The following is a 23,071-nucleotide window of genomic DNA, read 5'->3' on the forward strand; positions in this document are numbered from 1 at the left end:
CAACACGGCATACAACAGGGCAGCCATGGCGCGCAGCGTCGTGGCGCCGGACCAGATAGTCCGAAGACAAACCGGGGAGACTTCATCATGACCAGGCAATGGGCGCGGCTACGCGTTCTGGTGGCGCTCGCCGCCACGATCTGCGCGGGGACCGCAGCGGCGCAGTCGAGCGTGACGATATATGGCCAGGCCGACATGCTCGTCGGCGCCGTCAAGGCGCCGGGCACGTCCTCGCGGGCGCTGGTGGCTGACAGCGGGGGCATGCAGACCTCGTACTGGGGCATAAAGGGTGCCGAGGATCTCGGCGGTGGCCTGCGCGCGGTGTTCGACCTGAACGGCTTCTATCGGACCGACAGCGGCCGCACCGGCCGCTTCGACGGCGATGCCATGTTCAGCCGCAATGCCTTCGTGGGGCTGGAGAGCGACAAGGCGGGTTCGCTCAAGCTGGGCCGCACCACGGCGCCATACTTCATCTCGACCATCCTGTTCAACCCGCTGGTCGATTCGTTCGTATTTTCGCCGACCGTGTTTCACACCTATCTCGGCGCGGGCAACGGCAGGGTGCTGGACCCGGGCATCATCGGCGATTCCGGCTGGGACAACTCGCTGCTGTATAGCTCGCCGGGCTTTGGCGGGCTGACCTTCAACCTCATCTACGGCCTGGGCGAAAAGGCCGGCGATGCAGCGCAGAACAAGTGGGGCGGCAACGTAATGTATTTCAGCGGCGCGTTTGCGGCGACGCTGGCGTTCCAGCAGGTGAAGTTCGACAGCACGTCCGGCGACCTCGCCAACGCCGGCAATGCGTTCCTGGCCGGCTTCGGCAAGCAGACCGCGGTCCAGGGCGGACTCAGCTATGACTTCGGCGTGGCGAAGCTGTTTGCCCAGCTTCAGTACATCAAGACGGATGTCAACGACAACCCGAATGGCGACATCAAGCACAGGAACGGGCAGGTCGGTGCGTCGGTGCCGCTGGGTGCCGGATCGTTGCTGGTCTCCTATGCGCATGGCAAGACCGACAACGCGCAGAGTGGTTTCCGCCGCAACAGCGCCGCTATCGGCTACGACTACAACCTGTCCAGGCGTACCGATGTCTATGTTGCCTATTTCTACGACAGGATCCAGGGCCTGAGCCACGGCGACACCTTCGGCGCCGGCGTGCGCCACAGGTTTTAACGCGGCTGCCGCAGGCAGCCAATCCATGTACTCCGGAGAGATATCAAGATGAAGACAAGAGCCGCCGTGGCCTGGAAAGCCGGCGAAGCATTGACGATCGAGACGGTCGACCTGGCCGGCCCCCGCGAGGGCGAGGTGCTGGTCGAACTGAAGGCAACCGGCATCTGCCATACCGACCTGTACACGCTGTCCGGCGCCGACCCGGAGGGCTTGTTCCCGGCCATCCTGGGCCATGAAGGCGCGGGCGTGGTGGTGGACGTCGGCCCGGGCGTCAGGTCATTGCGCAAGGGCGACCACGTGATCCCGCTATACACCCCGGAATGCCGCAACTGCAAGTTCTGCCTGTCGCAGAAGACCAATCTCTGCCAGGCCATCCGCACCACGCAGGGCCGCGGGCTGATGCCGGACGGCACCAGCCGGTTCTCGCTCGACGGGCAGTCGATCCTGCATTACATGGGCACCTCGACGTTTTCGAACTACACCGTGCTGCCCGAGATCGCGCTGGCGAAGATCCGCGAGGACGCGCCCTTCGACACGGTCTGCTATGTCGGCTGCGGCGTGACCACGGGCCTGGGCGCGGTGATCTTCACGGCCAAGGTGGAGGCGGGTGCGAACGTGGTGGTGTTCGGCCTGGGCGGCATCGGCCTGAACGTGATCCAGGGCGCGCGCATGGTGGGCGCGGGGCGGATCATCGGGGTCGACCTGAATCCCGAGCGCGAGGCCATGGCGCGCCGCTTCGGCATGACGGATTTCATCAATCCCAAGACGGTCGACAATGTCGTCGACGCCATCATTCAGATGACGGATGGCGGCGCGGATTACTCGTTCGAATGCATCGGCAACGTCCACACCATGCGCCAGGCGCTCGAGTGCTGCCACAAGGGCTGGGGCCAGTCGGTGGTGATCGGCGTGGCCGCCGCCGGCGAAGAAGTGCGCACGCGGCCGTTCCAGCTCGTGACCGGGCGCGAGTGGAAAGGCTCGGCCTTCGGCGGTGCCCGGGGGCGCACCGACGTGCCGAAGATCGTCGACTGGTACATGGAGAACCGCATCAACATCGACGACATGGTGACGCGCCGGCTCACGCTCGACCAGATCAACGACGGCTTCGACCTGATGAAGCGGGGCGAGTCGATCCGTTCCGTGGTGGTGTACTGAAACCAGGGATTGGCGGCCTGCGTCGGCGCGGGCTGCCAGCCGCTTCCATTCAACTATGGACACTCTGAGCCAACACCTTTGCCATGGCGGAAGCCAGGGCTTCTACACGCACCAGTCCGAGGCGATCGGACTGCCGATGCGACTGTCCGTGTATCTTCCGCCCCAGGCCGCATCGTTGCCGGTTCCGGCGGCAATCTACCTGGCCGGACTGACCTGCACGGAAGAGACTTTCATGATCAAGGCCGGGGCGCAGCGGACCGCCGCGGCGCTGGGGCTCGCGCTGGTCGCTCCCGACACGAGTCCGCGCGGTGCGGGCGTCGCGGGAGAGGATGCGGACTGGGACCTCGGCACCGGTGCCGGCTTCTACCTGGACGCGACACAGGATCCGTGGCGGCGCCGCTACCGGATGGCGAGCTATGTTGCCGAGGAACTGCCGGCGCTGCTGGCCTCGGCCTTCCCGATCGATACGGACAGGCTGGGGTTGTTCGGCCACTCCATGGGTGGACACGGTGCCTTGACGCTCGGGCTGACGCACCCGGGGCGATTCCGGTCCTTGTCGGCGCTAGCGCCTATCTGCGCGCCTTCACGCGTGCCATGGGGCTGGAAGGCGTTTGCAGCCTATCTGGGAGACGACCGCGAGGCGTGGCGGCGACATGATGCCTGCGAGCTCATCCAGTCCCGGTGCAACGCGTATCCCGGCACCATCCTCGTGGACCAGGGCCTCGACGATCCGTATCTGGACTTGCAGCTTCGTCCTGACCTGCTGGAGACCGCGTGCGCGCAAGCAGGGCAGCGGGTGACAGTGCGTCGGCATACTGGCTATGATCACGGCTATTACTTCATATCCACGTTCATCGCGGATCACCTGCACCATCACGCGGCCGTGCTTGGAGACGTCTAGTCATGTGCCTGCCCGGTGGCTACAGCGAGACGTCTGCGGCTGGGGGCTGTGTGTACAACATCGATCGAAAGTCGCTGCTTATCTTTGCTGCCCTGCTGAAGGAAGGCAACGTGACGCGCGTTGCCCAGCAGCTCGAAGCCACCCAGTCATCGATCAGCCATACGCTGGCCAAGCTGCGGGAACTGTTCGGCGACCCGCTCTTCGTCAGCGCCGGGCGCGGCATCGTGCCGACCCCGCGCGCGCTGGAGCTGCGCGAGCCGCTGCGGCAGGCGCTCGATGCCATGGACGCGCTGGTGCAGACCTCGCGCCCGTTCGATCCGGCCGCCTTCGAAGGCGTGTTCCGTATCGCCACCACCGACTACATCGGCTTTATCCTGCTGCCCGGCCTGGTGCGGCGCCTGGGCGAAGCCAGCCCGGCACTGGAGCTGCAGATCCGGCCGCTGCGGCCCAGCGATGACATGGATGCGCTGCGGCGTGACGAGGTGGACCTGGTGCTGTGGAACGAGAAGACGGCACCGCAGAACTTCTTTTCGCGCAAGCTCTTTTCCGATCGCCTCAAGGCGATCGCGCGCATCGACCATCCCGACATACAGGGCAGCCTGTCGCTGGAGCAGTTTCTCGCCGCGCGGCACCTGCGCATCAGCAGCCAGCACGGTGCCGTGAAGGAAGCGGTGGACGAAGCCTCGGAAAAGCACAAGGCGCGCGGCAAGACCGCGGTGGTGGTGCCGCATTTCCTGCTGGCCTACAAGCTGGTGGCGGAGTCGAACCTGATCGGCACCATCGCCGAGCTGACGGCGAAGCGCATCGCCAGGGAACTGCCCTTGCAGATTCTCGAGCCGCCGGTCGACCAGATCCGGTTTACCGTGTCGATGGTCTGGCACGAGCGCCGCAATAGCGATGCGGCGCACCGCTGGATACGGGGCGAGGTGATTACGGTGGCAGATGCGATCCAGGCGGAGCAGGCCGCGTAGGCAATCACACACCGCGCTGCATCTCAGCCCCCAGGCCGCTTCGGCCGCACGCCGGAGTCGGGCAGCCGCTGACGGTCCGGCTCCATCGCCGGCAGCGGCGCGCATTCCCGCAAGCCTGCCAGGCAACGCCGGGCCAGCGCCTGGTACTCGGCGCTGCCGCGCTGTTTCCAGGCGATCTCTTGCTCGCTCAGTGCGCGCGTGACCCGGGCCGGCGATCCCATCACCAGGCTCTGCGGCGGGCAGGTGAAGCCGGTCTTGACCAAGGCCGTGGCGGCGACGATGCAGCGCTCGCCGATATGCGCGTGGTCCATGACCACAGCGTTCATGCCCACCAGCGTATCGGCGCCGATGCGGCAACCGTGCAGCACCGCGCCGTGGCCGATGTGGCCGTTGCGCTCGACCACCGTGTCGCTGCCGGGGAAGCCGTGCATGACGCAGGTGTCCTGCAGGTTCACGCCTTGTTCCAGCGTGATGCGGCCGAAGTCGCCGCGCAGCGCCGCGAGCGGGCCGACGTAGCAGCCGGGGCCGACGATGACATCACCGATCAGCACCGCGGTCGGGTGCACGTAGGCGCTGGGGTCGACGACCGGGACCAGGCCGTCGAGGCTGTAGCACGGCATCCTGGCTCACCAGACGGTGAAGCCGCCATCGACGGCGATGGCCTGGCCTGTGACGAAGCTTGCGCCGGGCGAGCACAGCCACATCACGGCGCTGGCGATGTCGGCCGGCTCGCCCAGCCGTTGCATCGGCGTGGCGAGCGTTAGCCGCGCCATGTTGTCCTGGTTTTCCGGCCGATCGGTGATGGCGGTATTGGCAATGCCACCGGGGCAGATGGCATTGACCCGGATGCCGCGGCTGGCGTAGTCAACGGCCACGGAACGCGTCAGCCCGAGCACGCCGGCCTTTGACGCGGAATAGGCCGACAGCCCGGGCCCGCTGACCAGGCCCATGATGGAGGAGGTGTTGACGATGACCCCTGCGCCCTGTTCCAGCATCCGCGCGCATTGATACTTCATGCACAGCCAGATGCCCTTCAGGTTGACGGCGATGGTCTTGTCCCACTCTTCCTCGGAGAACTCACAGATCGGCGCACCGCGCGGCGCGATGCCGGCGTTGTTGAACGCGAAGTCGAGACGGCCGAACGAGCGGATGGTCTGGTCGATCGCGCCGGCGACGTCCGCGCCGCGCGACACGTCGGCACGAATGAAGATGGCCCTGGCCCCGGCCTTTTCGATGGCGTGCGCGGTTTCCTCGGCGGCAACCGTGGCGGTATCGAGCAAGACGACGTCGGCGCCGGCGCTGGCGAAGCTCAATGCCGTCTGGCGGCCGATGCCGGTCGCCGCGCCGGTGACAAACGCAACCTTACCTTCGAATGACTTCATCTGGTGGCCTCCTCGCATGGGTTTCAGTCTGCATGGCGCGCCGGCTGCTGCCATGCGCGGTGGCAAGCGGCGCGCAGACGAGGATACGGGGGCCCTGGCCGCTGGCCAACGTCAATTCGGACTAGTCGGCACGCCCTCAGCCGAGGGAAAACACGCTGTTCAGGATGGAACCGACCAGCGTCGCCTGGCGGGTCACGCCGGTCTTGGCATAGATGGCGCGCAGGTGCGCCCGCGCGGTGTTCTTGCTGATGCCCAGTTCTTCGCCGGCCTCCTCGAGCGTCAGGCCATTGGTCAGCGCCAGCGCCAGGCTGGATTCCGCGGGCGTGAAGGCAAACAGCTTGCCGACCAGCTCCTGCGACGCCAGTGACTTGCGCGCCGGATCGCGGACAAAGATGGCGCAGGCCGGTCGCCGCAAGGTGTCTTCAGGCCCTTCGCCGAGCGGGATATTGCGGATCAACACACCCAGTCTCGGCTTGCCCGAGGGCCGCGAGACCGCGACGGCGTGCACCACCGACGACGCGTTGGCCGCGCGCTCGGCCAGTGCCTGCCGCACCAGCTTCTGGAACTTGCGGTCTTCGGTCTGGTACTTCAGTTCGAGCGTGGCGCCGCGCCGGCGCATGCCATCGTTTTCCGCGAAGATCTCGTCGGCGAGCGGATTGGTCTGCATTACCGCGCCGGATTCGTCCAGCATGATCGTGCCGACCAGCATCCGGTCGAAGGCGTTGACGTAGAGCTTGCGCTCCGCATTGGCGATATCAAAGCGGGAGTGCAGCCGCACCGCGCGCTTCAGGTGCGGCAGCAACGCACCGCAAGCCGCCTTGTCGGCATCGGAAAAATTGGTGCCCTGATGGCTGCGGCAGATGCGCAGGCGACATTCGACACCATCCTCGGTGCGCAGGTCTGCGCCCATCATGTAGCCGACGTCGAACGGCTGGTGGAACTGCTTGTACATGTCGCTGCTGCGCCAGTGGCTGTCTCCCACCAGCTCGTCGACGGTGACGATGCGGTCGGTCGGCAGGTTGACGAACGGGTCCAGCGCGAAATAGTAGTTGTTGTAGGAGGCTTCCCCCGGCAGCACGGTGCCTTGCGCGGAAGCATGCACCATCAGGCCGCTGCGGCCCGAGGCGGGTGAACGCAGGATCAGCGTGACATAGTTGGCGCGCAGGCCGGTGCGGATCGCTTCCAGCGCCCGGCTCCATGGAATGTCCTCCATCGGCCCCTCGTACAGCAATGCCAGCAGCTTGCTGAACTGGTCGAAATCCAGCATCGACAGCGCTGGCGGGTCCGCTGGCAGGGGTGTCTTGGCGGGCATACCTGGTACTTCCGGTTAGGCGTTGACGGCACAACGCATCGTGGTCGGCCGGCCTGTCCATCGTGGCGAGAACAAGACCGCGCGCTGCCGGGGCGGATTCTATCCGGTGGCCGGGCCGCCGCCATCGTGCAAACGGACTAGCCATGACCGGTACGGGCAGCCGACAGCGCCCGCCAGCCGGTTGCACGCTAAGGTCTGGTTCTGGCGATCGGCAGGGCCACGTTGTCAGGAATCGGACAGACGTAGGGCTTGCCGCCGCGCCGCGCCACCAGTTCTTCGCGCGCCGCGGCCAGCAGTTCGGGCTGCTCGAGCAGTCGGATCGCCGTCGCGGCCATCGACTTTGCCGCATGGACCATGCCGATATGCGCCAGCGATGACGTCCCTTGCGACACCATCTGCCAGGAATGGAAGGGCGTGCCAAAGGCATAGCACGCCACCCAGCACTGCGCGGTCGGCGTGATCCAGCTGACATCGCCGACGTCGGTGGAGCCGTAGAGCAGTTCGGTGTCGTCGGGGTCGAACGGCCGCAGGCCATCGAATAGCGAGGGCGGCTTGCCGCGCAGCACGCTGGCCAGCGAGCGGCCGGCTTCGGCCACGTCGCTGTCGGGCAGGGTGGCATGGTGGCGCGCCGCTTCCTCTTGCTCGCGCGCGCCGACCGGCAGGTTGCCGAGTTGCTGCATCTCGGCGTACAGCACACGGTTGAGCGCCGTGTTCTGCATCAGGTTGGAGCAGGCTTTGTCGAAGCGGATCTCGACCTCGCACCCGGTCATCAGCGCGGCGCCGCGGGCGATGTCGCACACCCGCGCGTAGAGTGCCGCGGCATCGTCGTTGCGCGCGGCGCGGATCAGGTAGAGCACCTCGGCGCGGGCCTGCACCACGTTGGGCGACAGGCCGCCGCTGTCGGTGATGGCGTAGTGGACGCGCGCATCGGGCGGCATGTGCTCGCGCAGGTAATTGCTGCCCACATTCATCAGCTCCACCGCGTCCAGCGCGCTGCGGCCAAGGTGGGGCGAGTTGGCGGCGTGCGCGGCACGGCCGTGGAAGACGAAGCTGGCCTGGATATTGGCGAGCGTGGCCTGGCTGAACACGCCGGTGTAGCTGGCCGGATGCCAGGTCAGCGCGGCCGACAGGTCGTCGAAGGCGCCGGCGCGCGCCATGAAGGTCTTGCCCGAGCCGCCTTCCTCCGCCGGGCAGCCGTAGAAGCGCACGCGCCCCGGCAAGTTCTGTTCACGCAGGTACTGCTGCACCGCGAGCGCCGCCAGGTGCGCCGCAGCGCCGAGCAGGTGATGGCCGCAGCCGTGGCCGTTCGCGCCGGGGCTCTGGCTCGACGGCATGCACTGCAGCGCGCCGCTCTCCTGGTTCAGCCCGGACAGCGCGTCGTACTCGCCGAGCAGGCCGATCACCGGGCCGCCTTCGCCGAACTCGGCCTGGAATGCAGTCGGAATGCCGGCGAGGTCGGTCTGCACGCGGAAGCCCGCCTGCGCCAGGGCGTTGGCATGCAGGCCGGCGGAGACGCGCTCGGCGTAGCGCAGTTCGGCCAGCGCCCAGATCTCGTCGCTGAGTTTGGCGAAGCGCGGCGCTTCGCGTTCGAAGAAGTCGTGAAGCTGTGCGATGGGATGCATGCGGGCTCACTCCACCTTGATGCCCGCGCGCTGCGCGATGGCACGGTTGCGCTTGAGCTGGGTGTCGATCAGCGCCTGGAAGTGGGCCTCGTCGCCACCGGTCGGGCTGGCGCCCATCTGCTCGAGCCGTGCCACCACGTCCGGCGCCTGTACCGCCTTCAGCGCGGCGGCGCGCAGCTTGTCGGCAACGGCCGCCGGGGTCTTGGCCGGGACCGCCAGCCCGAACCAGCTGTTGCCCAGGTCGCTCAGCTCACCATGGCCGAGTTCCCTGAGCGTGGGCACTTGCGGCAGCTGGGGCACGCGCTTGTCGCCCGCGACCGCCAGCGGAACCAGCTTGCCCGCCTTCACGTGCGGCAGTGCCGACGGCAGTTGGTCGGGCAGGATCTGCACCACGCCGGCGAGGGTATCGTTGAGTGCGGGTCCGATGCCGCGGTATGGCACCACCGCCATCTTCACGCCCAGCTTGTCGTTCATGGCCTCGACCAGCAGGTGCCCGAGGCTGCCGACGCCGGGCACCGCGCTGCTGTAGGCGCCAGGCTTGCGCTTGAGTTCGGCGACGAAGCCGGCAAAGTCCTTCGCCGGCATGGCCGGATTCACGGTGATCACCGCGGGCATGCTGACCAGCATCGCCAGCGGGCGCAATTGCTGGTTGGTCCGGGCGGCCTTGTCGTAGAAGATCGGATTGACCGCCATGGTGCTGACCGTGGCCAGGCCCAGGGTATAGCCGTCCGGTGCCGCCAGCGCCACCGCCTCGGAGCCCATCATGCCGCCCGCGCCGGCGCGGTTCTCCACCACCACGGGCTGTCCCAGTTCCTTGCGCATGCGCTCCGCCACCACGCGTGCGACCAGGTCGCTGGAGCCGCCGGCGGCAAACGGCACGATCAGCCGCAGCGGCTTGCCCGGGAAGGCCGGCTCGGCGGCAGCCGGCGACGGCAACAGACAGAAGGCCAGCGCCGGCCAAAGACCGGCAAGCTTGCGCGAAAGGGGGAACGACATGCGGACTCCGACTGGAATGGGAGAAGTTGCGGATACGGCGCTGCCGCCGTTTGACCGGTGCGGCCGTGCTATGCTCGTTCGCTAATGTAGGAACGGCAGGTGGCCGCCACCAGCCGCTTTTCCCCCTCAGCTATCGGCAATATCAATAGCTCCGCGCCCGCCCGATGCCTCGCATTGCCAGCGATTCCCCATCCTTGCCGCCGGCCTGGCCTGAGCTCGCCGACGCCAGCACCGCCGCGCTGGCCAAGGTGCTCTACACCCGGCTCGCCAGCCATGGCCGGCTGCGGCAACTGCAACTGCTGATGGCGGTGGACGATTGCGGCAGCATCGCGCGTGCCGCCGGCGAAATGCATATGAGCCAGTCGGCCGCGACGCAGGCGCTGGCCGAACTGGAGCGCATCTTCGGCACGCAGCTGTTCGAGCGCCATGCGCGCGGCATCCGGCCCACGCCGGCAGGGCGGGCGTTGATCGCCGCCGCGCGCGGTGTCATGGCCAGGCTGCAGCAGGCCGCGGAGTCGCTCGCCGCGATCCGGCAGGGCGCCAGCACCGCCTTGCGCATCGGCGCGATCCCCGCCGCCTCGGGTGCCCTGATCGCGCCCTTGCTGGGCGCGTTCTACGAGAAGCATCCCGAGGTCCACCTCGAATTGCAGGAAGACAGCGGCGCGGCCCTGCTGCCGCAGCTCGCCGGCGGCAACCTCGATGCGGTGTTCTGCCGGACCCCGCAGCGGCTGCCGGCCAGCCTGGTGTTCGAGCCGTTGCTCGATGACGATGTGGTGATCCTCGCCGCGCCCAGCCATGCACTGGCCGGACGGCGCGACCTGCCGCTCGCGGCGCTGGCCGACGCGCGCTGGGTGTTGCCCGCCGCCAGCATCCAGCTGCGCGAGGTCTTCGAGACCGTGGTGCTCGGCGCGCTGCCCGAAGCCAAGTGGTTCCCGGTGTCGACGCTGTCGCTGCCCGCGCTCGAAGGCCTGCTGCAGCAGCCGGGCGCGGTCACGCTGATTCCGCGCAGCGTGTCGGCCGGCATGCTCGCCGGTGCGCGTGTGTGCCGGCTCGACGTGGCGCTGTCGGTGCCGCTGTCGCCGCTGGGCGTGGCGCATGCCGCGCAGCACGCGCCGGGCTTGCTGCAGGACTTCCTGGTGCTGCTGCGCGAGCGGCTCGCCGGCCAGTGAAGCCGGTCGCCGCTGGATCAGTCCAATGGCTTGACCCGACCAAACGCGCGCAGCATCGCGAGGTCATAGGCGATCTTGAGCAAGCCGCAGGCGACCAGCGGCGTGGCGGCATAGCCGTAAGCCATCAGCGCGGCGGCCAGCGCAGGACTGACTGCGGCGGCCAGGCTGCGCGGCACGGCGGTCAGGCTTGCCGCCGCGGCGCGTTCAGGCGGGGTGACAACGGCCATCACATACGCCGTCCGGGTCGGCACATCCATTTGCGACAGTGCGCTGCGCGCCAGCAGCAAGGCCAGGCACAGCGCCAGCGTGGGGGCGAAGGCTGCCGCAATCAGGCACAGGCTCGATGGGATATGCGTGAACACCATGGTGTTGAGCAGGCCGATCCTGCGGGCCAGCGGCACCGCGGCAAGCTGCGAGAACGTTGTCAGCAGGCCCGCCACGAAGAAGAACTGGCCGGTCACGGCCGGAGTCAGGCTGAAACGCTGCATCAGCCACAGCGACAGCAGCGCATTGACGACCAGGCCACCGGCGAATGCATCCACGCTGAACAGCATGGCCAGGCGCAATACGATCGGACGGGACGGACCCAGCGGCGTGGTCGCTGCGCCGTGCGGCAGGGTGGCCGGCAGGCGCGCATACAGGCGCCACAGCAGCAGCCCGATGATCCCGTAGAAGACGAACATCAGGCGCATCGCATCGAGCGGGGACAGCCGCGACTGCGCGGCAAGCCATGCTGGTATCGCCGCCGCCAGTGCGCCCAGCGCCGACGAAAACGCGCCGATCAGGCCATAGCGGGCAAACAGCGCGGTGCGGGCGTCGGGCGCTGCCGATTCCGCCAGCCGCGCGTGCTCCAGCGGCAGGAAGACGCTGACATCGCCAGAGCCGGGGTTCAGCGTGCCAGCGAAAGCGATCACCAGCAGCGGCCATAGCGAGGTGAAGCCCGCAAAGCCAAGACCCGTCGCAACCATCAGCGCGGCCGCCAGCATCAGCAAGCGGCGTTGCGGGTAGCGGTGCCCGGCGATCCCGACCAGGATCGTGGCCAGGGCAGAGCCGACCAGGGTCGCGCTGCTGATGACTCCGACTGCGATCGGCTCAAAGCCAAGTGCCAGCAGGTAGGAGGGCAGCAGTACCGCGACATAACCATCACAGAGGCCACGCAGCGCGCGGCCGGCCAGCAGCGGCAAGGCATCGGGGTGGACGCCCGCGGGCAGCGCGATGCGGGTGAGCCAGCCATTGCCGGCGCGCGCCGGATGCCTGGCATCCGAGCCGGTGGATGGTTTCATGACATCGGGGTCGCACCGTCGACATCGAAGCCCGGCGCTTCATCGGGGCAACTGGCCGGGCTTTCCTGCCAAAGGCAGCGGGCATGGGGAGCGCGCGCGCCAGAGCCTGGCGGCGTGACCGCCGGCAAGGTCAGGGCATCTGTGATTGCGGCCATGAGCGCATGTTAGAAGCCCATCACTGGCATTTCAATGTTGTAGACATCTCTATATAAAGCCCCTCTTGCGCCACAAGGCTTGCGCAAAAATGTGAGCCACTGCGCCAGGATTTCGACCTGCCGGCTGACCGCACCGTGCGCCGGGCGTCTTGCTGCCAGGCTCCCGCCTGCGCGGAGGCAACGGCCGGCGGCGTGCGAAGAGCGCCCTCAGAACACGTGCCGGATCCCGGCCATCACGCCCACGCGCGTGGTGCTGCGGACATCGGTCACCGGCGTGCCGGCCCAGTACTCGGTCTCGCGGCCGACCGTACCGCCGCGCGCGAAGGTGGCGTCGGCCTCGAGGAACAGGCTGGTGCGCTTCGACAAGGCATAGTCGGCAACCGCCGAGATCGCATCGGCATTGCCGCTGCCCAGCACAAGCGGCGTGGCCTGGAACTGGGTGGTCACCGTGCCGCTCTGCTGGTAGCGGTAATAGGCGCCCGACAGGTGCAGCGCCGGCGTGAGCTGATAGCCGAGGCCGACGAAGGCAATCCAGAAACGCGCCTCCGGATTGGTCTCGCGGCGGCCCATGTAGCCAGCATAGCCGGTGGCCTTGCCGACCACGTAGGAAGCGCCGACCGAGTAGTTGTGCAGGGTGTTGTCGCCGCTGCCGGGACGCTGCTGGTCATAGGCGACGCCCAGCGCCAGTGGCCCGTCCTGGACCATCACGCCACCGCCGAAGGTGGCGCCGCGCGCCATGCTGCCGGGGCGCTCGCCGAAGCCGTAGTCGAGCTGCACGCTGACCGGCCCGAACTTCTTCTTGTACACGACGCTGTTGTTGACGCGGTATCCCTGGAAGAAGATGTCGCCGCCGGTGTAGAGCGGATCGGACCAGAAGTTGCCCCAGCCCTGGTCGAGCGGATCGAAGGACCAGGCGATGTTGTTCAGCGCGTTGTACTGGCGGCCGAAGGTCAGGGTGCCCCAGTCGCCGGACAGGCCGACGTATGCCTGCCGGCCGAACAGCGCGCTATAGGCGGTCTTGCCGTCGTCGGTGCCAAAACCGTTCTCGAGCAGGAACACTGCCTTGTTGCCGCCGCCCAGGTCTTCGTCGCCCTTCAGGCCCCAGCGGCTGCCGCCGATGCCGCTGGAGACCAGTTCGCCCTGGTCGTGATGGCGGCCATCGATGTTGGAGGTGTAGCGCAAGGCGGTGCTGATCACACCGTAGAGCGTCAGGCTGGACTGCGCATACGAAACGGACGAAACGGACGAAAGGGCGGGCAGCAGTGCGCCCGCCAGCAGCCACAGGCTGGCTGATTTTCTCATGGGGTCTCCTCGGTGGTGCTGGCCGGCGTCCGATGCGCCGGCCTGTTGTTGTCTTACAGGTCGAGCACGAGCTTGCCGCCGCGGGCCCGCGAGACGCAGATCATCATGGTCTTCTGCGCCGACTTCTCCTTGTCGCTCAGGTACTGGTCGAAGTGGATCGCCTCACCTTCCAGGATGCGGGTCTCGCAGGTGCCGCACACGCCTTCGCGGCACAGGCATTCGACCGGCACGGTGCCGTCGCGCTCGATCGCCTTCAGGATCGACTCGCCGGCGCCGACCTCCACCGTCTTGCCGGATTTCGCCAGCACCACGGTGAAGGCCTCGCCCGCCTGTTCCGGCGCGGCGAACTGTTCCCAATGCACCCGCGACGGATCGACGCCAACGTCCTGCGCGGCCTGGCGCACGGCGTCGATCAGCGGGGCCGGGCCGCACACATAGACATGCGCGCCGGCATCCATGCCGCGCAGCAGGCCGGACAGGTCCAGCTTCTGCCCCTTGCTGTCGACATAGAAGCTGACGCGGCCCCCGGAAGACTGCTGCGTAAGCGCCGCCAGTTCATCGCGGAACGCGCCGTGCTCGTCGGCGCGGAACGCGTAGTGCAACTCGTGCGACGCGCCGCGCTTGCGCAGTTCGTGCATCTGCGACATGAACGGCGTGATGCCGATACCGCCGGCGATCAGCACGTGGTGATGCGCGCCATCGTCCAGCGCGAACAGGTTGTTCGGCGTGGTGATAGTCAGCGCGTCGCCCTCGGCCACCTTGTCGTGCAGGAACGCGGAGCCGCCTTTGGACTTCTCTTCGCGACGCACGCCGATCTGGTAGCTGCCGAGCGCGTCGGGCGAACTCATCAGCGAGTAGGCGTTGCTGTACTGGCGCTCGCCGTCGCGCATCTGCACGATGACGTGGCTGCCGCCGGTAAAGGGCGGCAGCTCGCTGCCGTCGATCGCTTCCATGGTGAAGCGCTTGATCAGCGGGGTCACGTGCTCGATGCGCGAGACCCGCACCTGGAGGGTCTGGTAGAAATTGCCCATGCTGCTGTCTTCCGGGTGTGCTGCCGCGCGTTACAGCGCCATGCAGAGGTATTTCATCTCGAGGTAGTCCTCGATGCCGTACTTGGAGCCCTCGCGGCCCAGGCCCGACTGCTTCACGCCGCCGAACGGGGCCACCTCATTCGAGAACAGGCCGGTGTTGATGCCGACGATGCCGTACTCGAGCTGCTCGGCCACGCGCCAGACCCGGCCGATGTCGCGGCTGAAGAAGTAGGCGGCGAGGCCGTAGATGGTGTCGTTGGCCATGCGCACCACGTCGGCTTCGGAGGTGAAGCGGACGATGGGCGAGACCGGCCCGAAGATTTCTTCATCGAGTACACGCATGCCGGGTTTGACGTCGGCCAGCACCGTCGGCGCGAAGAACTGCGCACCGGCCTCATGCACGCCGCCGCCGATGGCGATGCGCGCGCCCTTGCTGACGGCATCCGCCACCAGCTCGCCGACCTTGGCGACGGCCTTGTCGGTGATCAGCGGGCCGATCTCGCTGCCCGCGGTGAAGCCGTTGCCGACGCGCAGCCCGGCCACCTTCTTCACGTAGCGCTCGACGAACTGGTCGTAGACGGCGTCGTGGATATAAAGGCGGTTGACGCAGACGCAGGTCTGGCCGGCGTTGCGGTACTTGGCCTGGATCGCGCCTTCAACGGCCGCGTCGATGTCGGCGTCCTCGAACACGATGAAGGGGGCATTGCCGCCCAGCTCCAGCGACACCTTCTTGACCGTGCCGGCGCACTGCTGCATCAGCAGGCGGCCGACCGGCGTGGAGCCGGTGAACGACAGCTTGCGCACCAGTGGGTGGCCGGTGAACTGGCTGCCGATTGCCGCCGCGTCGCCAGTGACGACGTTCAGCACGCCCGCGGGGATGCCGGCGCGCAGCGCCAGCTCAGCCAGCGCCAGCGCGCTGAACGGGGTCTCGTTGGCGGGCTTGACCACCATGGTGCAGCCGGCGGCCAGCGCTGGCGCGGCCTTGCGCGCAATCATTGCCGCCGGGAAATTCCATGGCGTGATCGCGGCGCAGACGCCGATCGGCTCGCGCACCACCACCAGGCGCTTGTCGGCGGCCGGGGAGGGAATCACGTCGCCGTAGAGACGCTTGGCTTCCTCGCCGAACCACTCGATGAACGAGGCGGCGTAGCGCACCTCGCCGCGTGCTTCGGCCAGCGGCTTGCCCTGCTCGCGCGTCATGATGGCAGCGAGATCGTCCTCGTGCGCGATGATCAGGTCGAACCACTTGCGCAGCAGCGCGGCGCGCTCCTTGGCGGTGCGGGCCTTCCAGCCGGGCAGGGCGGCATTGGCGGCCTCGATCGCGGCCACGGCGCCGGCCTCGCGCATCAGCGGCACGGTGCCGACCAGATCGCCGGTGGCGGGGTCGGTCACGGCCACGGTGGCGGCGTCGGGGGCGTCGGTCCATTCGGCGCCGATCAGGGCCTGCTGGCGGAACAGGGTGTTGTCCTTCAGTTGCATTGGTCTGGTCTCCGTTTCGATTGGGGCCGGGCTCAGGCGCCCTCGTATTCCTTCGCCACCTTGCGGTGGAAATGCACGATGCCGTGCTCGCTGATGCCGCTGCGCTGGCGGTCGACCATGATTCGGCCCTGGCCGCGATAGCCGCGCGACTTCAAGCCCTTCTGCACGCTTTCCACCAGGCGCAGGTCTTCCGGGCGGAACACGTCGCGATACCACTCGACCAGCTTCTGCTGTTCCTCGGTCAGTTCCTTGTTGAGGAAGTAGATCTCGTAGTGCTGCAGCGTGACTTCAGCGCTGGCCGGGAACTCGTAGATCACCGTCATGAAATTGGCCCCCGGCGGCACGTTGAACATCGTGCAAGGCCAGGCCCAGAAGCCGCTGAAGCTCGGGTCCTTGATCGACTCGTCCAGCTTGAAGGATTTCTCCGACGACTTGGCGTGGCCGAACTGCAGCGTCCAGTTGCCGTGCAGCGTATGGGTGTAGCGGTCGACCTGCACCGAGTCCGAGAAGCCGGGGTGGGCCGGGCCGCAGTGGTAGCACTCCATGTAGTTGTCGACGATGGACTTCCAGTTGGCCGGCGTCTCGGTGACGAAGCGGGCGCCGAGGTGAAGGTCGTCGATGACCGGGCAGGCGGCGCGCATGCGCGCTTCCAGGCCGGGCAGCTGTTCTTCGACACTGCCGGCGTCCGGGTTCATGTTGATAAAGACGAAGCCGGCATATTCCTCGACCTTGACCGGGACCAGGCTGGACTTGCTCTTGTCGAAGTTGGGCACGTTGTCGCAGTTGCGCGCCAGCGCCAGTTCGCCGTCGAGCTTGAAGGTCCAGGCGTGGTACGGGCAGGTGATGACGTTTTTGGCGCGGCCGCTGCCTTGCAGCAGCTGGTGGCCACGGTGCGGGCAGACGTTGTAGAAGGCCCGCAGCACGCCTTCGCGGTCGCGCAGCACGACGATGCTCTCGCCGATGATCTCGCGCGTGACGTAGTCGTTGGACTCGGCCAGTTCGCTGCGGTGGGCCACGCAGATCCAGCTGTTGGCAAAGATCTTTTCCTTCTCGTACTCGAACACCGCGTCCCGGGTGTAGAAGGAGGCGGGCAGGGTCCAGGCGTTTTCGTCGTCGGCGCAGAAGCCGGCAGGCAGCTTGACGGCGGCGGTGTCCAGGGTCTTCTCCATGATTCCGTTTCCTCGGTTAATTTGTGGTTACAGGTTAAATGTGGTTTAACATCAAGACCTAAAAAAAGCGCCTTGGGGCAGGCAGTTTTTCCGGTGACAGGGGACGGCCGAGGCGTCCCCTGTCGCGCGATCAGGCCTTTGCGATGGCGGTTTCGCGCTCGGTGGTCACGGTCGCGCTGTCGGCTTCAGGCCGGGCTGTCTCGATCAGGTGGGCCGGCGTGTCGGCGTAGTCCTGCACCAGCCAGCGGAACAGGCCGAACAGCTTGATCCCCAGGATCACCAGGAACGGGATCGCGGTCAGCACCACGGCGGTCTTCATGGTCTCCAGCGAGGCCTTGACGAACAGCATCGCCAGCGGCACCAGCGTCAGCATCACGCACCAGAACACGCGGCTGGTCGGCGACGGGTCCTGCCCTTCCTTCAGGTTGCGCGTGGTGGTGGCGGCGACGGCGTAGGCCACGGCATCGACGTGGGCGGCCAGGAACACGATCATGATCGCCAGGTAGACCGCCAGGAACACTTTGCCGGCGGGCAGCGCGCTCAGCAGCATTTCCACTGCGGCCTCGCCGCCATGTTCCTTCAGGATGCGCGGCACGTCGATGGTGCCGGTGATGAACTGGTGCATGCTGTAGCTTTCCAGCGCGCCGAAGAAGAACCAGCAGCCGACGCTGCCGCCCAGCAGCAGGGCGTAGATGACTTCCTTGATCTTGCGGCCCTTGGACACGCGCGCCACGAACATCGCCACGCCCGGCGAGTACGACACCCACCACAGCCAGTAGAACACGGTCCAGCCGCGGCTGAAGGCGCCGTCACCGGTGGGATCGGTGAACAGGCTCATGTGCACGTAGTTCTGCAGCATGAGGCCCAGGCCGTTGACGATGTTATTGCCGGCAAACAGTGTCGGGCCGATCGCGAACACCACCGCGGCCAGCAGCAGCGCGCCCCAGCACACCATATGGCTCAGGCGCTGCATGCCGCCGTCGATGCCGACATAGGCGCTCGCCGAGAACAGAACCGACACGCCGACGATCACGACCAGCTGCGTGACGAAGGTATCCGGCACGCCGAACAGCCCGGACAGTCCGCGCGTGAAGGTCGACGCGGTCAGCGCGATCGACACCGTCAGCGCCCCGAACATCGTCAGCAGGAAGATCAGGTCGACCAGCCGGCCCACCGGCCCGGTGGCGCGAAAACCCGTGATGGCCTCGACAATGGACGCCAGGTTCAGGCCCTTGTTCTTGCGCACATGGAAGTGGTACGCCATCGCCAGCGACGGCAGCGCATACACCGCCCACGCGCTCAGGCCCCAGTGGAAGAACGAGTAGCTGATGGAGTGCTCCAGCGCTTCGCGCGTGCCGGTGGGCACGTTCAGGCCGGGCGACTGGTAGTAGTAGACCCATTCCATCACACCCCAGTACATGGTCGACGACCCCATGCCGGCGCAGATGAACATGAACACCCATGACAACGTGGAGTACTCGGGCTTGCCTTCGCCCAGCCGCACGTTGCCGTACTTGCTGAAGGCCAGCGCCAGGCAGGCGATGACGCAGCCGAAGACAAAGATCTGGACCAGCGAGCCGAACGAGCGCGTGGACCATTCGAACAGCAGGGTGGCGGTGGCGGCCGCTTCAGCGGGCCAGCGGACCATGGCGATGACGGTGACCAGCACGGCGGTGAGCGTGCAGGCGGTCAGGAAGCCGTCGAGGCGGGGCGTGGGAGTTTTCAAGTGCGTCTCCTCCGATGCGTCTTGGCGCATGGCTTGGTTTTGTGATGGAACTTGTCTGCCCGGCGCGGGCGGTGCCCGCGTTCAGCTTGCTTGTATTTTGTTAACTAATGGTTTACAGTAACTACTAGTTAACGGAAACTCTATGCAAAATTCCGGACATGCACAAGCTCCGCGTGGAAAAAATTTGCGGGTGTGACGAACGATGCGCACTGCGTTGTGGGAACACGATGCCGGGCGCGAACCCGGCATCACGTTCCGCTCGCCGCGCAGGCTCAGAGCGCGGCGGCGATGGCCTTGCCCACCTCGCTGGTGCCGGCCTTGCCGCCGGCGTCCGGCGTCAGCGGCCCTTCGCGCAACACCGTTTCGATGGCGGCGAGGATGGCGTCATGCGCGCGGCGTCCGGCTTCGCCGCCCAGGAAATCCAGCATCATCGCGCCCGACCAGATCATGCCGATGGGATTGGCGATCTGCCTGCCGTAGATGTCCGGCGCCGAGCCGTGCACCGGTTCGAACAGCGACGGGAACTTACGCTCCGGGTTCAGGTTGGCCGAGCCCGCCAGGCCGATGGTGCCGGTGCAGGCCGGGCCGAGGTCCGACAGCAGGTCGCCGAACAGGTTGGAGGCGACCACCACGTCGAAGCGTTCTGGCTGGAGCACGAAGCGCGCGCACAGGATGTCGATATGCTGGCTGTCCCATTGGACCTCGGGGTACTGCGCGCCCATCGCGGCAGTACGCTCATCCCACCACGGCATACTGACGGCGATGCCGTTCGACTTGGTGGCCGAGGTCAGCTTCTTGCGCGGCCGCGATTGCGCCAGCTCGAACGCATATTTGAGGATGCGGTCGGTGCCGTGGCGGCTGAAGACCGACTGCTGCATCACGACCTCTCGCTCGGTGCCCTCGTACATGCGGCCGCCGACCGGGCTGTACTCGCCCTCGGTGTTTTCGCGGACCACGTAGAAGTCGATGTCGCCGGCCTTCTTGCCGGCCAGCGGGCACGGCACGCCGGGCAGCAGGCGCACCGGGCGCAGGTTGACGTACTGGTCGAACTCGCGGCGGAACCTGAGCAGCGAGCCCCACAGCGAGATGTGGTCGGGCACCTTGTCGGGCCAGCCGACGGCGCCGAAGTAGATCGCGTCGAAGCCGTCGAGCTGCTGCTTCCAGTCGTCCGGCATCATCTTGCCGTGGCGCAGGTAGTAGTCGCAGTTGGCCCATTCGAAGTGGCGCACTTCGATCGGCAAGTTGAACTTGCGCGCGGCGGCTTCGACGACGCGCAGCCCCTCGGGCAGGACTTCGTTGCCGATGCCATCGCCGGCAATGGCGGCGATCCGGAACGCAGCAGAAGATGGTGTGGTCAAGGTGGGTGTGGTCATGGCGGTGTCTCGCGCGGGTCTGGTGGTCAGGTGCGATCGAGAATGCCGGGAAAGCCGGCGCGGATCATCCGCGCAAGCGTGGATACAGGAAACACGAATCGTGAATAATCTGCCCCCACTGGAAGACCTGCGGGTGTTCTGCCTGGTCGCGCAGCGCGCCAGCTTCGTCGCCGCCGCGGAAGAGCTGGGCAGTTCGCCCGCCTATGTCAGCAAGCGCGTCAAGGCGCTGGAACAGGTGCTGGGCGCACAGTTGCTGCACCGGAGCACGCGCCACGTGTCGCTGACGGAAAACGGCGAGCGCGTATGCCGCTGGGCGCGCGACATGCTCGACGAGATCGGCCAGCTCAGGGATGAAATCGCTGCCGGTGGCGCGCCGCGGGGGCTGGTGCGCATCGGCAGCAGCGTGGGTTTCGGCAGGCGCCATGTGGCACCGCTGATCTCGACGCTGTGCCAGCAGTTTCCCGGCCTGGAAATCCGCTTCGACGTGTTCGACAAGCTGGTCGACCTGGTGGCCGAAGGCATCGACCTCGACATCCGCATCGGCAACGACATCGCCCCGCACCTGATCGCGCGCCGGCTGGCGCGCAACTGGCGCGTGCTGTGCGCGGCGCCCTCGTACCTGGCGGTGCGCGGCGTGCCGCGGACGCTCGAGGCGCTGTCGGAGCATGACTGCCTGGTCACCAAGGAGCGCGACCATCCCTTCGGCATCTGGCGCATGACGGGGCCGGAGGGCGAGCGCAGCGTCAAGGTTGGGGGGCGGCTGTCGTCCAATCACGGGGAGATCGTCACAGGCTGGGCGCTGGCCGGGCATGGCGTGATGCTGCGCTCGATGTGGGATGTCGCGGCAGATCTCGAGGCCGGACGCCTGGTGCAGGTGCTGCCCGACTACCGCCAGGACGCGGATATCTGGGCGGTGTATCCTTCGCGCCTGTCCGGCTCCGCGCGCGTGCGCGCCTGCGTCGAGTTTTTCATGCGCCATCTCGGCGGTGCCACCGGGGAATCCACAACATGACAGAAAACAGCTTTGCCTTCCGCCTCAAGGAACTGCTCGAACACAAGAAGCTCACGCTGCAGGCGGTGGCCAACGCGCTCGACGTGTCGCGTCCGGCGGTCCACAAGTGGACCCGGGGCGGCGAGATCGACTACGAGAAGCTGCGCAAGCTGGCGGCGTTCCTCGATGTGAACTGGATCTGGCTGCGCTACGGCGAGCAGGCCCGGCAGGAGGCGGAGACCTCCAGCGCGGTGGAAATCCCGATGACCGACATGCGCCGCCGCTACACCGCCGAGATCATGGAGAGCGAGGCGCGCATGAAGCTGGCGCAGGAGGGCGCGCGCATCGTCACGTGGGAGTGGAACCTGATCACCGACGACGTGACCTACTCGTCCAATGTCGAAGCCGTGTACGGCTGGCGCATCGTCAGCAACGAAAGCTTCTGGAAGCATGTGCCCGCCGATGACGTTCCGATGATGAACGCCGCCTACGAGGAATCGGTGCGCACCGGCAAGGCCCATGAATTCGACTTCCGCCTGGTCCAGCCCGACGGCAGCATCCGCTGGATCTCTTCGCGCGCCACGCCGGTGCGGGAACTGGACGGTCGCACCGTCAAGATCGTCGGCATCAGCATGGACAACACCGCGCGCAAGCTTGCCGAGCAGTCGCTGCGCGAGCAGCAGGCGCGTTTCCGGGCGGTGTTCGATCTGACCTCGGAAGGCATGGCGCTGCTGGACGGCAAGCTGCGCTGCGAATCGGTCAACGCGGCGCTGGTCGAGATGGTCGGCTGCGACGCGGAAGCGCTGCTGGGCGACGGGCTCGCCAAACGCTTCGCCGACGCCGGGGCTCGTTTGCGCAGGATGACGCGCGCCCGGCCGAAAGCGAAGTTCGCCGCTGAACTGCTACGGGAAGACGGAAGTGAGCTGGCGGTGACGGTCCGCGCGGTGCTGGAGCCCGGCGAGGACGGCGGCTCGTACTATGCGCTGGCGATGCGCTCGGCCTGACTGCCCTGACTGCTATTTCCATGGAGCTGCGCTAGCATTGGATCTTGTTGCCAGGCCAACGGTGAACACCGCTGCACATGAAAAGCAAAGCAACAATCCAACACGAACTTCGTGCCCTTGGCATCCGCGACCGCGACCTCGTGATGGTGCACGCATCGCTAAAGGCAACGGGCGCCGTGGAGGGAGGGGCCTCCACCCTGGTTGCCGCGCTGCTCGCGGCCGTTGGCCCCGAAGGAACCCTGATGGGTTATGCCTCATGGGATCGGTCACCCTACGAGGAAACCCTGAATGGCGCCCGGATGCATGAAGAAGTCCGCCGAAATTGGCCGCCCTTCGATCCCGGAACAGCACAAGCCTATCGCGGCTTTGGTCTGCTCAATCAGTTCCTTGTCGAGTATCCCGGTGCATTGCGCAGTGCGCACCCCGACGCGTCAATGGTCGCAATCGGGCCGCTCGCAAGATATCTGACCGAGCCACATCGGCTTGGCCAGGCGTTTGGCGCGGGCTCTCCCCTTGACCGCTTTATCCAGTGTGGCGGCAAAGTCCTGCTTCTTGGCGCTGGGCTCGACGCAGTCACGGTCCTGCACTATGCCGAGGCCGTCGCCGACATCCCCGCGAAGCGCCGTGTCACCTACGAAATGCCCGTGCTCGACCCTGATGGCCAAACGGTCTGGCAGGCGGTAGAGGATTTTGACTCCAACGGCATTCTGGATTGCTTTGCCATCGAAGGCCGGCCTGATGGCGTTGAAACCATCGCCAACGCCTATGCCGCCTTGGGCCGGCACACGGAAGGCCAGGTAGGCGCCGCCCACTGCTACCTGTTCGATGCCAGGGACATCGTCTCATTCGGCGTGAGTTACCTGGAGCAGAACTTTCG

19 protein-coding genes and 1 pseudogene are annotated in these 23,071 nt (G+C 66.9%); 8 read left to right on the forward strand and 12 right to left on the reverse strand.

The window, feature by feature from the left end; genetic code table 11:
- Positions 1-87 precede the first annotated feature (87 nt).
- The 4 genes from ACEI37_RS07585 (at position 88) to ACEI37_RS07600 (ending at position 4,200) form a co-directional block, all read left to right on the forward strand.
- On the forward strand, positions 88-1,173 hold the full coding sequence (locus ACEI37_RS07585) for a porin (RefSeq protein WP_373376138.1): 1,086 nt from the start codon (positions 88-90) through the stop codon (positions 1,171-1,173).
- A gap of 48 nt (positions 1,174-1,221) precedes the next feature.
- A complete protein-coding gene (locus tag ACEI37_RS07590; protein WP_373376139.1) occupies positions 1,222-2,328 on the forward strand; it encodes an S-(hydroxymethyl)glutathione dehydrogenase/class III alcohol dehydrogenase in 1,107 nt (368 codons plus the stop codon).
- Between the two features lie 55 nt (positions 2,329-2,383).
- Positions 2,384-3,229 carry an S-formylglutathione hydrolase gene (gene fghA / locus ACEI37_RS07595; RefSeq protein WP_373376140.1) on the forward strand — a complete coding sequence of 282 codons (846 nt, stop codon included), beginning with the start codon at positions 2,384-2,386 and terminating at the stop codon, positions 3,227-3,229.
- A gap of 110 nt (positions 3,230-3,339) precedes the next feature.
- Positions 3,340-4,200: a LysR family transcriptional regulator gene (locus ACEI37_RS07600; RefSeq protein ID WP_373376141.1), complete on the forward strand. Its 861-nt coding sequence runs from the start codon at positions 3,340-3,342 to the stop codon at positions 4,198-4,200.
- A 23-nt stretch (positions 4,201-4,223) separates the two neighbouring features.
- On the opposite strand, the gene paaY is transcribed toward ACEI37_RS07600, so the two are convergent.
- The 5 genes from paaY to ACEI37_RS07625 form a co-directional block, all read right to left on the reverse strand.
- Positions 4,224-4,820, reverse strand: coding sequence for a phenylacetic acid degradation protein PaaY (gene paaY, locus ACEI37_RS07605; protein ID WP_373376142.1), 597 nt, complete (start codon positions 4,818-4,820; stop codon positions 4,224-4,226).
- A gap of 6 nt (positions 4,821-4,826) precedes the next feature.
- Complete coding sequence (locus ACEI37_RS07610; RefSeq protein ID WP_373376143.1) at positions 4,827-5,636, reverse strand: SDR family NAD(P)-dependent oxidoreductase; 810 nt, start codon at positions 5,634-5,636, stop codon at positions 4,827-4,829.
- A gap of 82 nt (positions 5,637-5,718) precedes the next feature.
- Complete coding sequence (locus tag ACEI37_RS07615; RefSeq protein ID WP_373376144.1) at positions 5,719-6,894, reverse strand: helix-turn-helix transcriptional regulator; 1,176 nt, start codon at positions 6,892-6,894, stop codon at positions 5,719-5,721.
- Positions 6,895-7,082: 188 nt separating this feature from the next.
- A complete protein-coding gene (locus ACEI37_RS07620) occupies positions 7,083-8,516 on the reverse strand; it encodes an amidohydrolase (protein WP_373376145.1) in 1,434 nt (477 codons plus the stop codon).
- 6 nt (positions 8,517-8,522) lie between these two features.
- Positions 8,523-9,512 (reverse strand): Bug family tripartite tricarboxylate transporter substrate binding protein, encoded by a 990-nt coding sequence (locus ACEI37_RS07625; RefSeq protein WP_373376146.1) that lies wholly within the window; start codon positions 9,510-9,512, stop codon positions 8,523-8,525.
- Positions 9,513-9,676: 164 nt separating this feature from the next.
- Here ACEI37_RS07625 and ACEI37_RS07630 point away from each other — a divergent pair, with 164 nt between their 5' ends.
- Complete coding sequence (locus ACEI37_RS07630; RefSeq protein ID WP_373376147.1) at positions 9,677-10,681, forward strand: LysR family transcriptional regulator; 1,005 nt, start codon at positions 9,677-9,679, stop codon at positions 10,679-10,681.
- Between the two features lie 17 nt (positions 10,682-10,698).
- On the opposite strand, the gene ACEI37_RS07635 is transcribed toward ACEI37_RS07630, so the two are convergent.
- The 7 genes from ACEI37_RS07635 to ACEI37_RS07665 all read right to left on the reverse strand — a co-directional run bounded on the left by ACEI37_RS07635 (position 10,699) and on the right by ACEI37_RS07665 (position 20,199).
- A complete protein-coding gene (locus ACEI37_RS07635; protein WP_373376148.1) occupies positions 10,699-11,964 on the reverse strand; it encodes an MFS transporter in 1,266 nt (421 codons plus the stop codon).
- 362 nt (positions 11,965-12,326) lie between these two features.
- Complete coding sequence (locus tag ACEI37_RS07640) at positions 12,327-13,421, reverse strand: porin (RefSeq protein ID WP_373376149.1); 1,095 nt, start codon at positions 13,419-13,421, stop codon at positions 12,327-12,329.
- Between the two features lie 53 nt (positions 13,422-13,474).
- Positions 13,475-14,452: a 2Fe-2S iron-sulfur cluster-binding protein gene (locus tag ACEI37_RS07645; RefSeq protein WP_373376150.1), complete on the reverse strand. Its 978-nt coding sequence runs from the start codon at positions 14,450-14,452 to the stop codon at positions 13,475-13,477.
- A gap of 30 nt (positions 14,453-14,482) precedes the next feature.
- On the reverse strand, positions 14,483-15,952 hold the full coding sequence (locus tag ACEI37_RS07650) for an NAD-dependent succinate-semialdehyde dehydrogenase (RefSeq protein ID WP_373377732.1): 1,470 nt from the start codon (positions 15,950-15,952) through the stop codon (positions 14,483-14,485).
- Between the two features lie 11 nt (positions 15,953-15,963).
- On the reverse strand, positions 15,964-17,100 hold the full coding sequence (locus ACEI37_RS07655; protein ID WP_373376151.1) for an aromatic ring-hydroxylating dioxygenase subunit alpha: 1,137 nt from the start codon (positions 17,098-17,100) through the stop codon (positions 15,964-15,966).
- A gap of 130 nt (positions 17,101-17,230) precedes the next feature.
- Positions 17,231-18,826 (reverse strand): BCCT family transporter, encoded by a 1,596-nt coding sequence (locus tag ACEI37_RS07660; RefSeq protein ID WP_373376152.1) that lies wholly within the window; start codon positions 18,824-18,826, stop codon positions 17,231-17,233.
- 272 nt (positions 18,827-19,098) lie between these two features.
- Positions 19,099-20,199, reverse strand: a complete 1,101-nt coding sequence (locus ACEI37_RS07665) for a tartrate dehydrogenase (RefSeq protein ID WP_373376153.1) — start codon at positions 20,197-20,199, stop codon at positions 19,099-19,101.
- Between the two features lie 100 nt (positions 20,200-20,299).
- Between ACEI37_RS07665 and ACEI37_RS07670 the strand changes: the two genes are divergently transcribed.
- The 3 genes and pseudogenes from ACEI37_RS07670 to aac(3) form a co-directional block, all read left to right on the forward strand.
- Positions 20,300-21,211: a LysR substrate-binding domain-containing protein gene (locus ACEI37_RS07670; protein ID WP_373376154.1), complete on the forward strand. Its 912-nt coding sequence runs from the start codon at positions 20,300-20,302 to the stop codon at positions 21,209-21,211.
- Positions 21,208-22,194 carry a PAS domain-containing protein gene (locus ACEI37_RS07675; protein WP_373376155.1) on the forward strand — a complete coding sequence of 329 codons (987 nt, stop codon included), beginning with the start codon at positions 21,208-21,210 and terminating at the stop codon, positions 22,192-22,194. Before ACEI37_RS07670 ends, ACEI37_RS07675 begins: the two co-directional genes overlap by 4 nt.
- A 77-nt stretch (positions 22,195-22,271) precedes the next feature.
- Positions 22,272-23,069 (forward strand): annotated as a pseudogene (aac(3), locus tag ACEI37_RS07680) (aminoglycoside 3-N-acetyltransferase); the annotation flags it as partial.
- Positions 23,070-23,071: the final 2 nt, after the last annotated feature.

The sequence above is a fragment of the Cupriavidus nantongensis genome, from assembly GCF_041726985.1.
Lineage (GTDB): Bacteria > Pseudomonadota > Gammaproteobacteria > Burkholderiales > Burkholderiaceae > Cupriavidus > Cupriavidus nantongensis_A.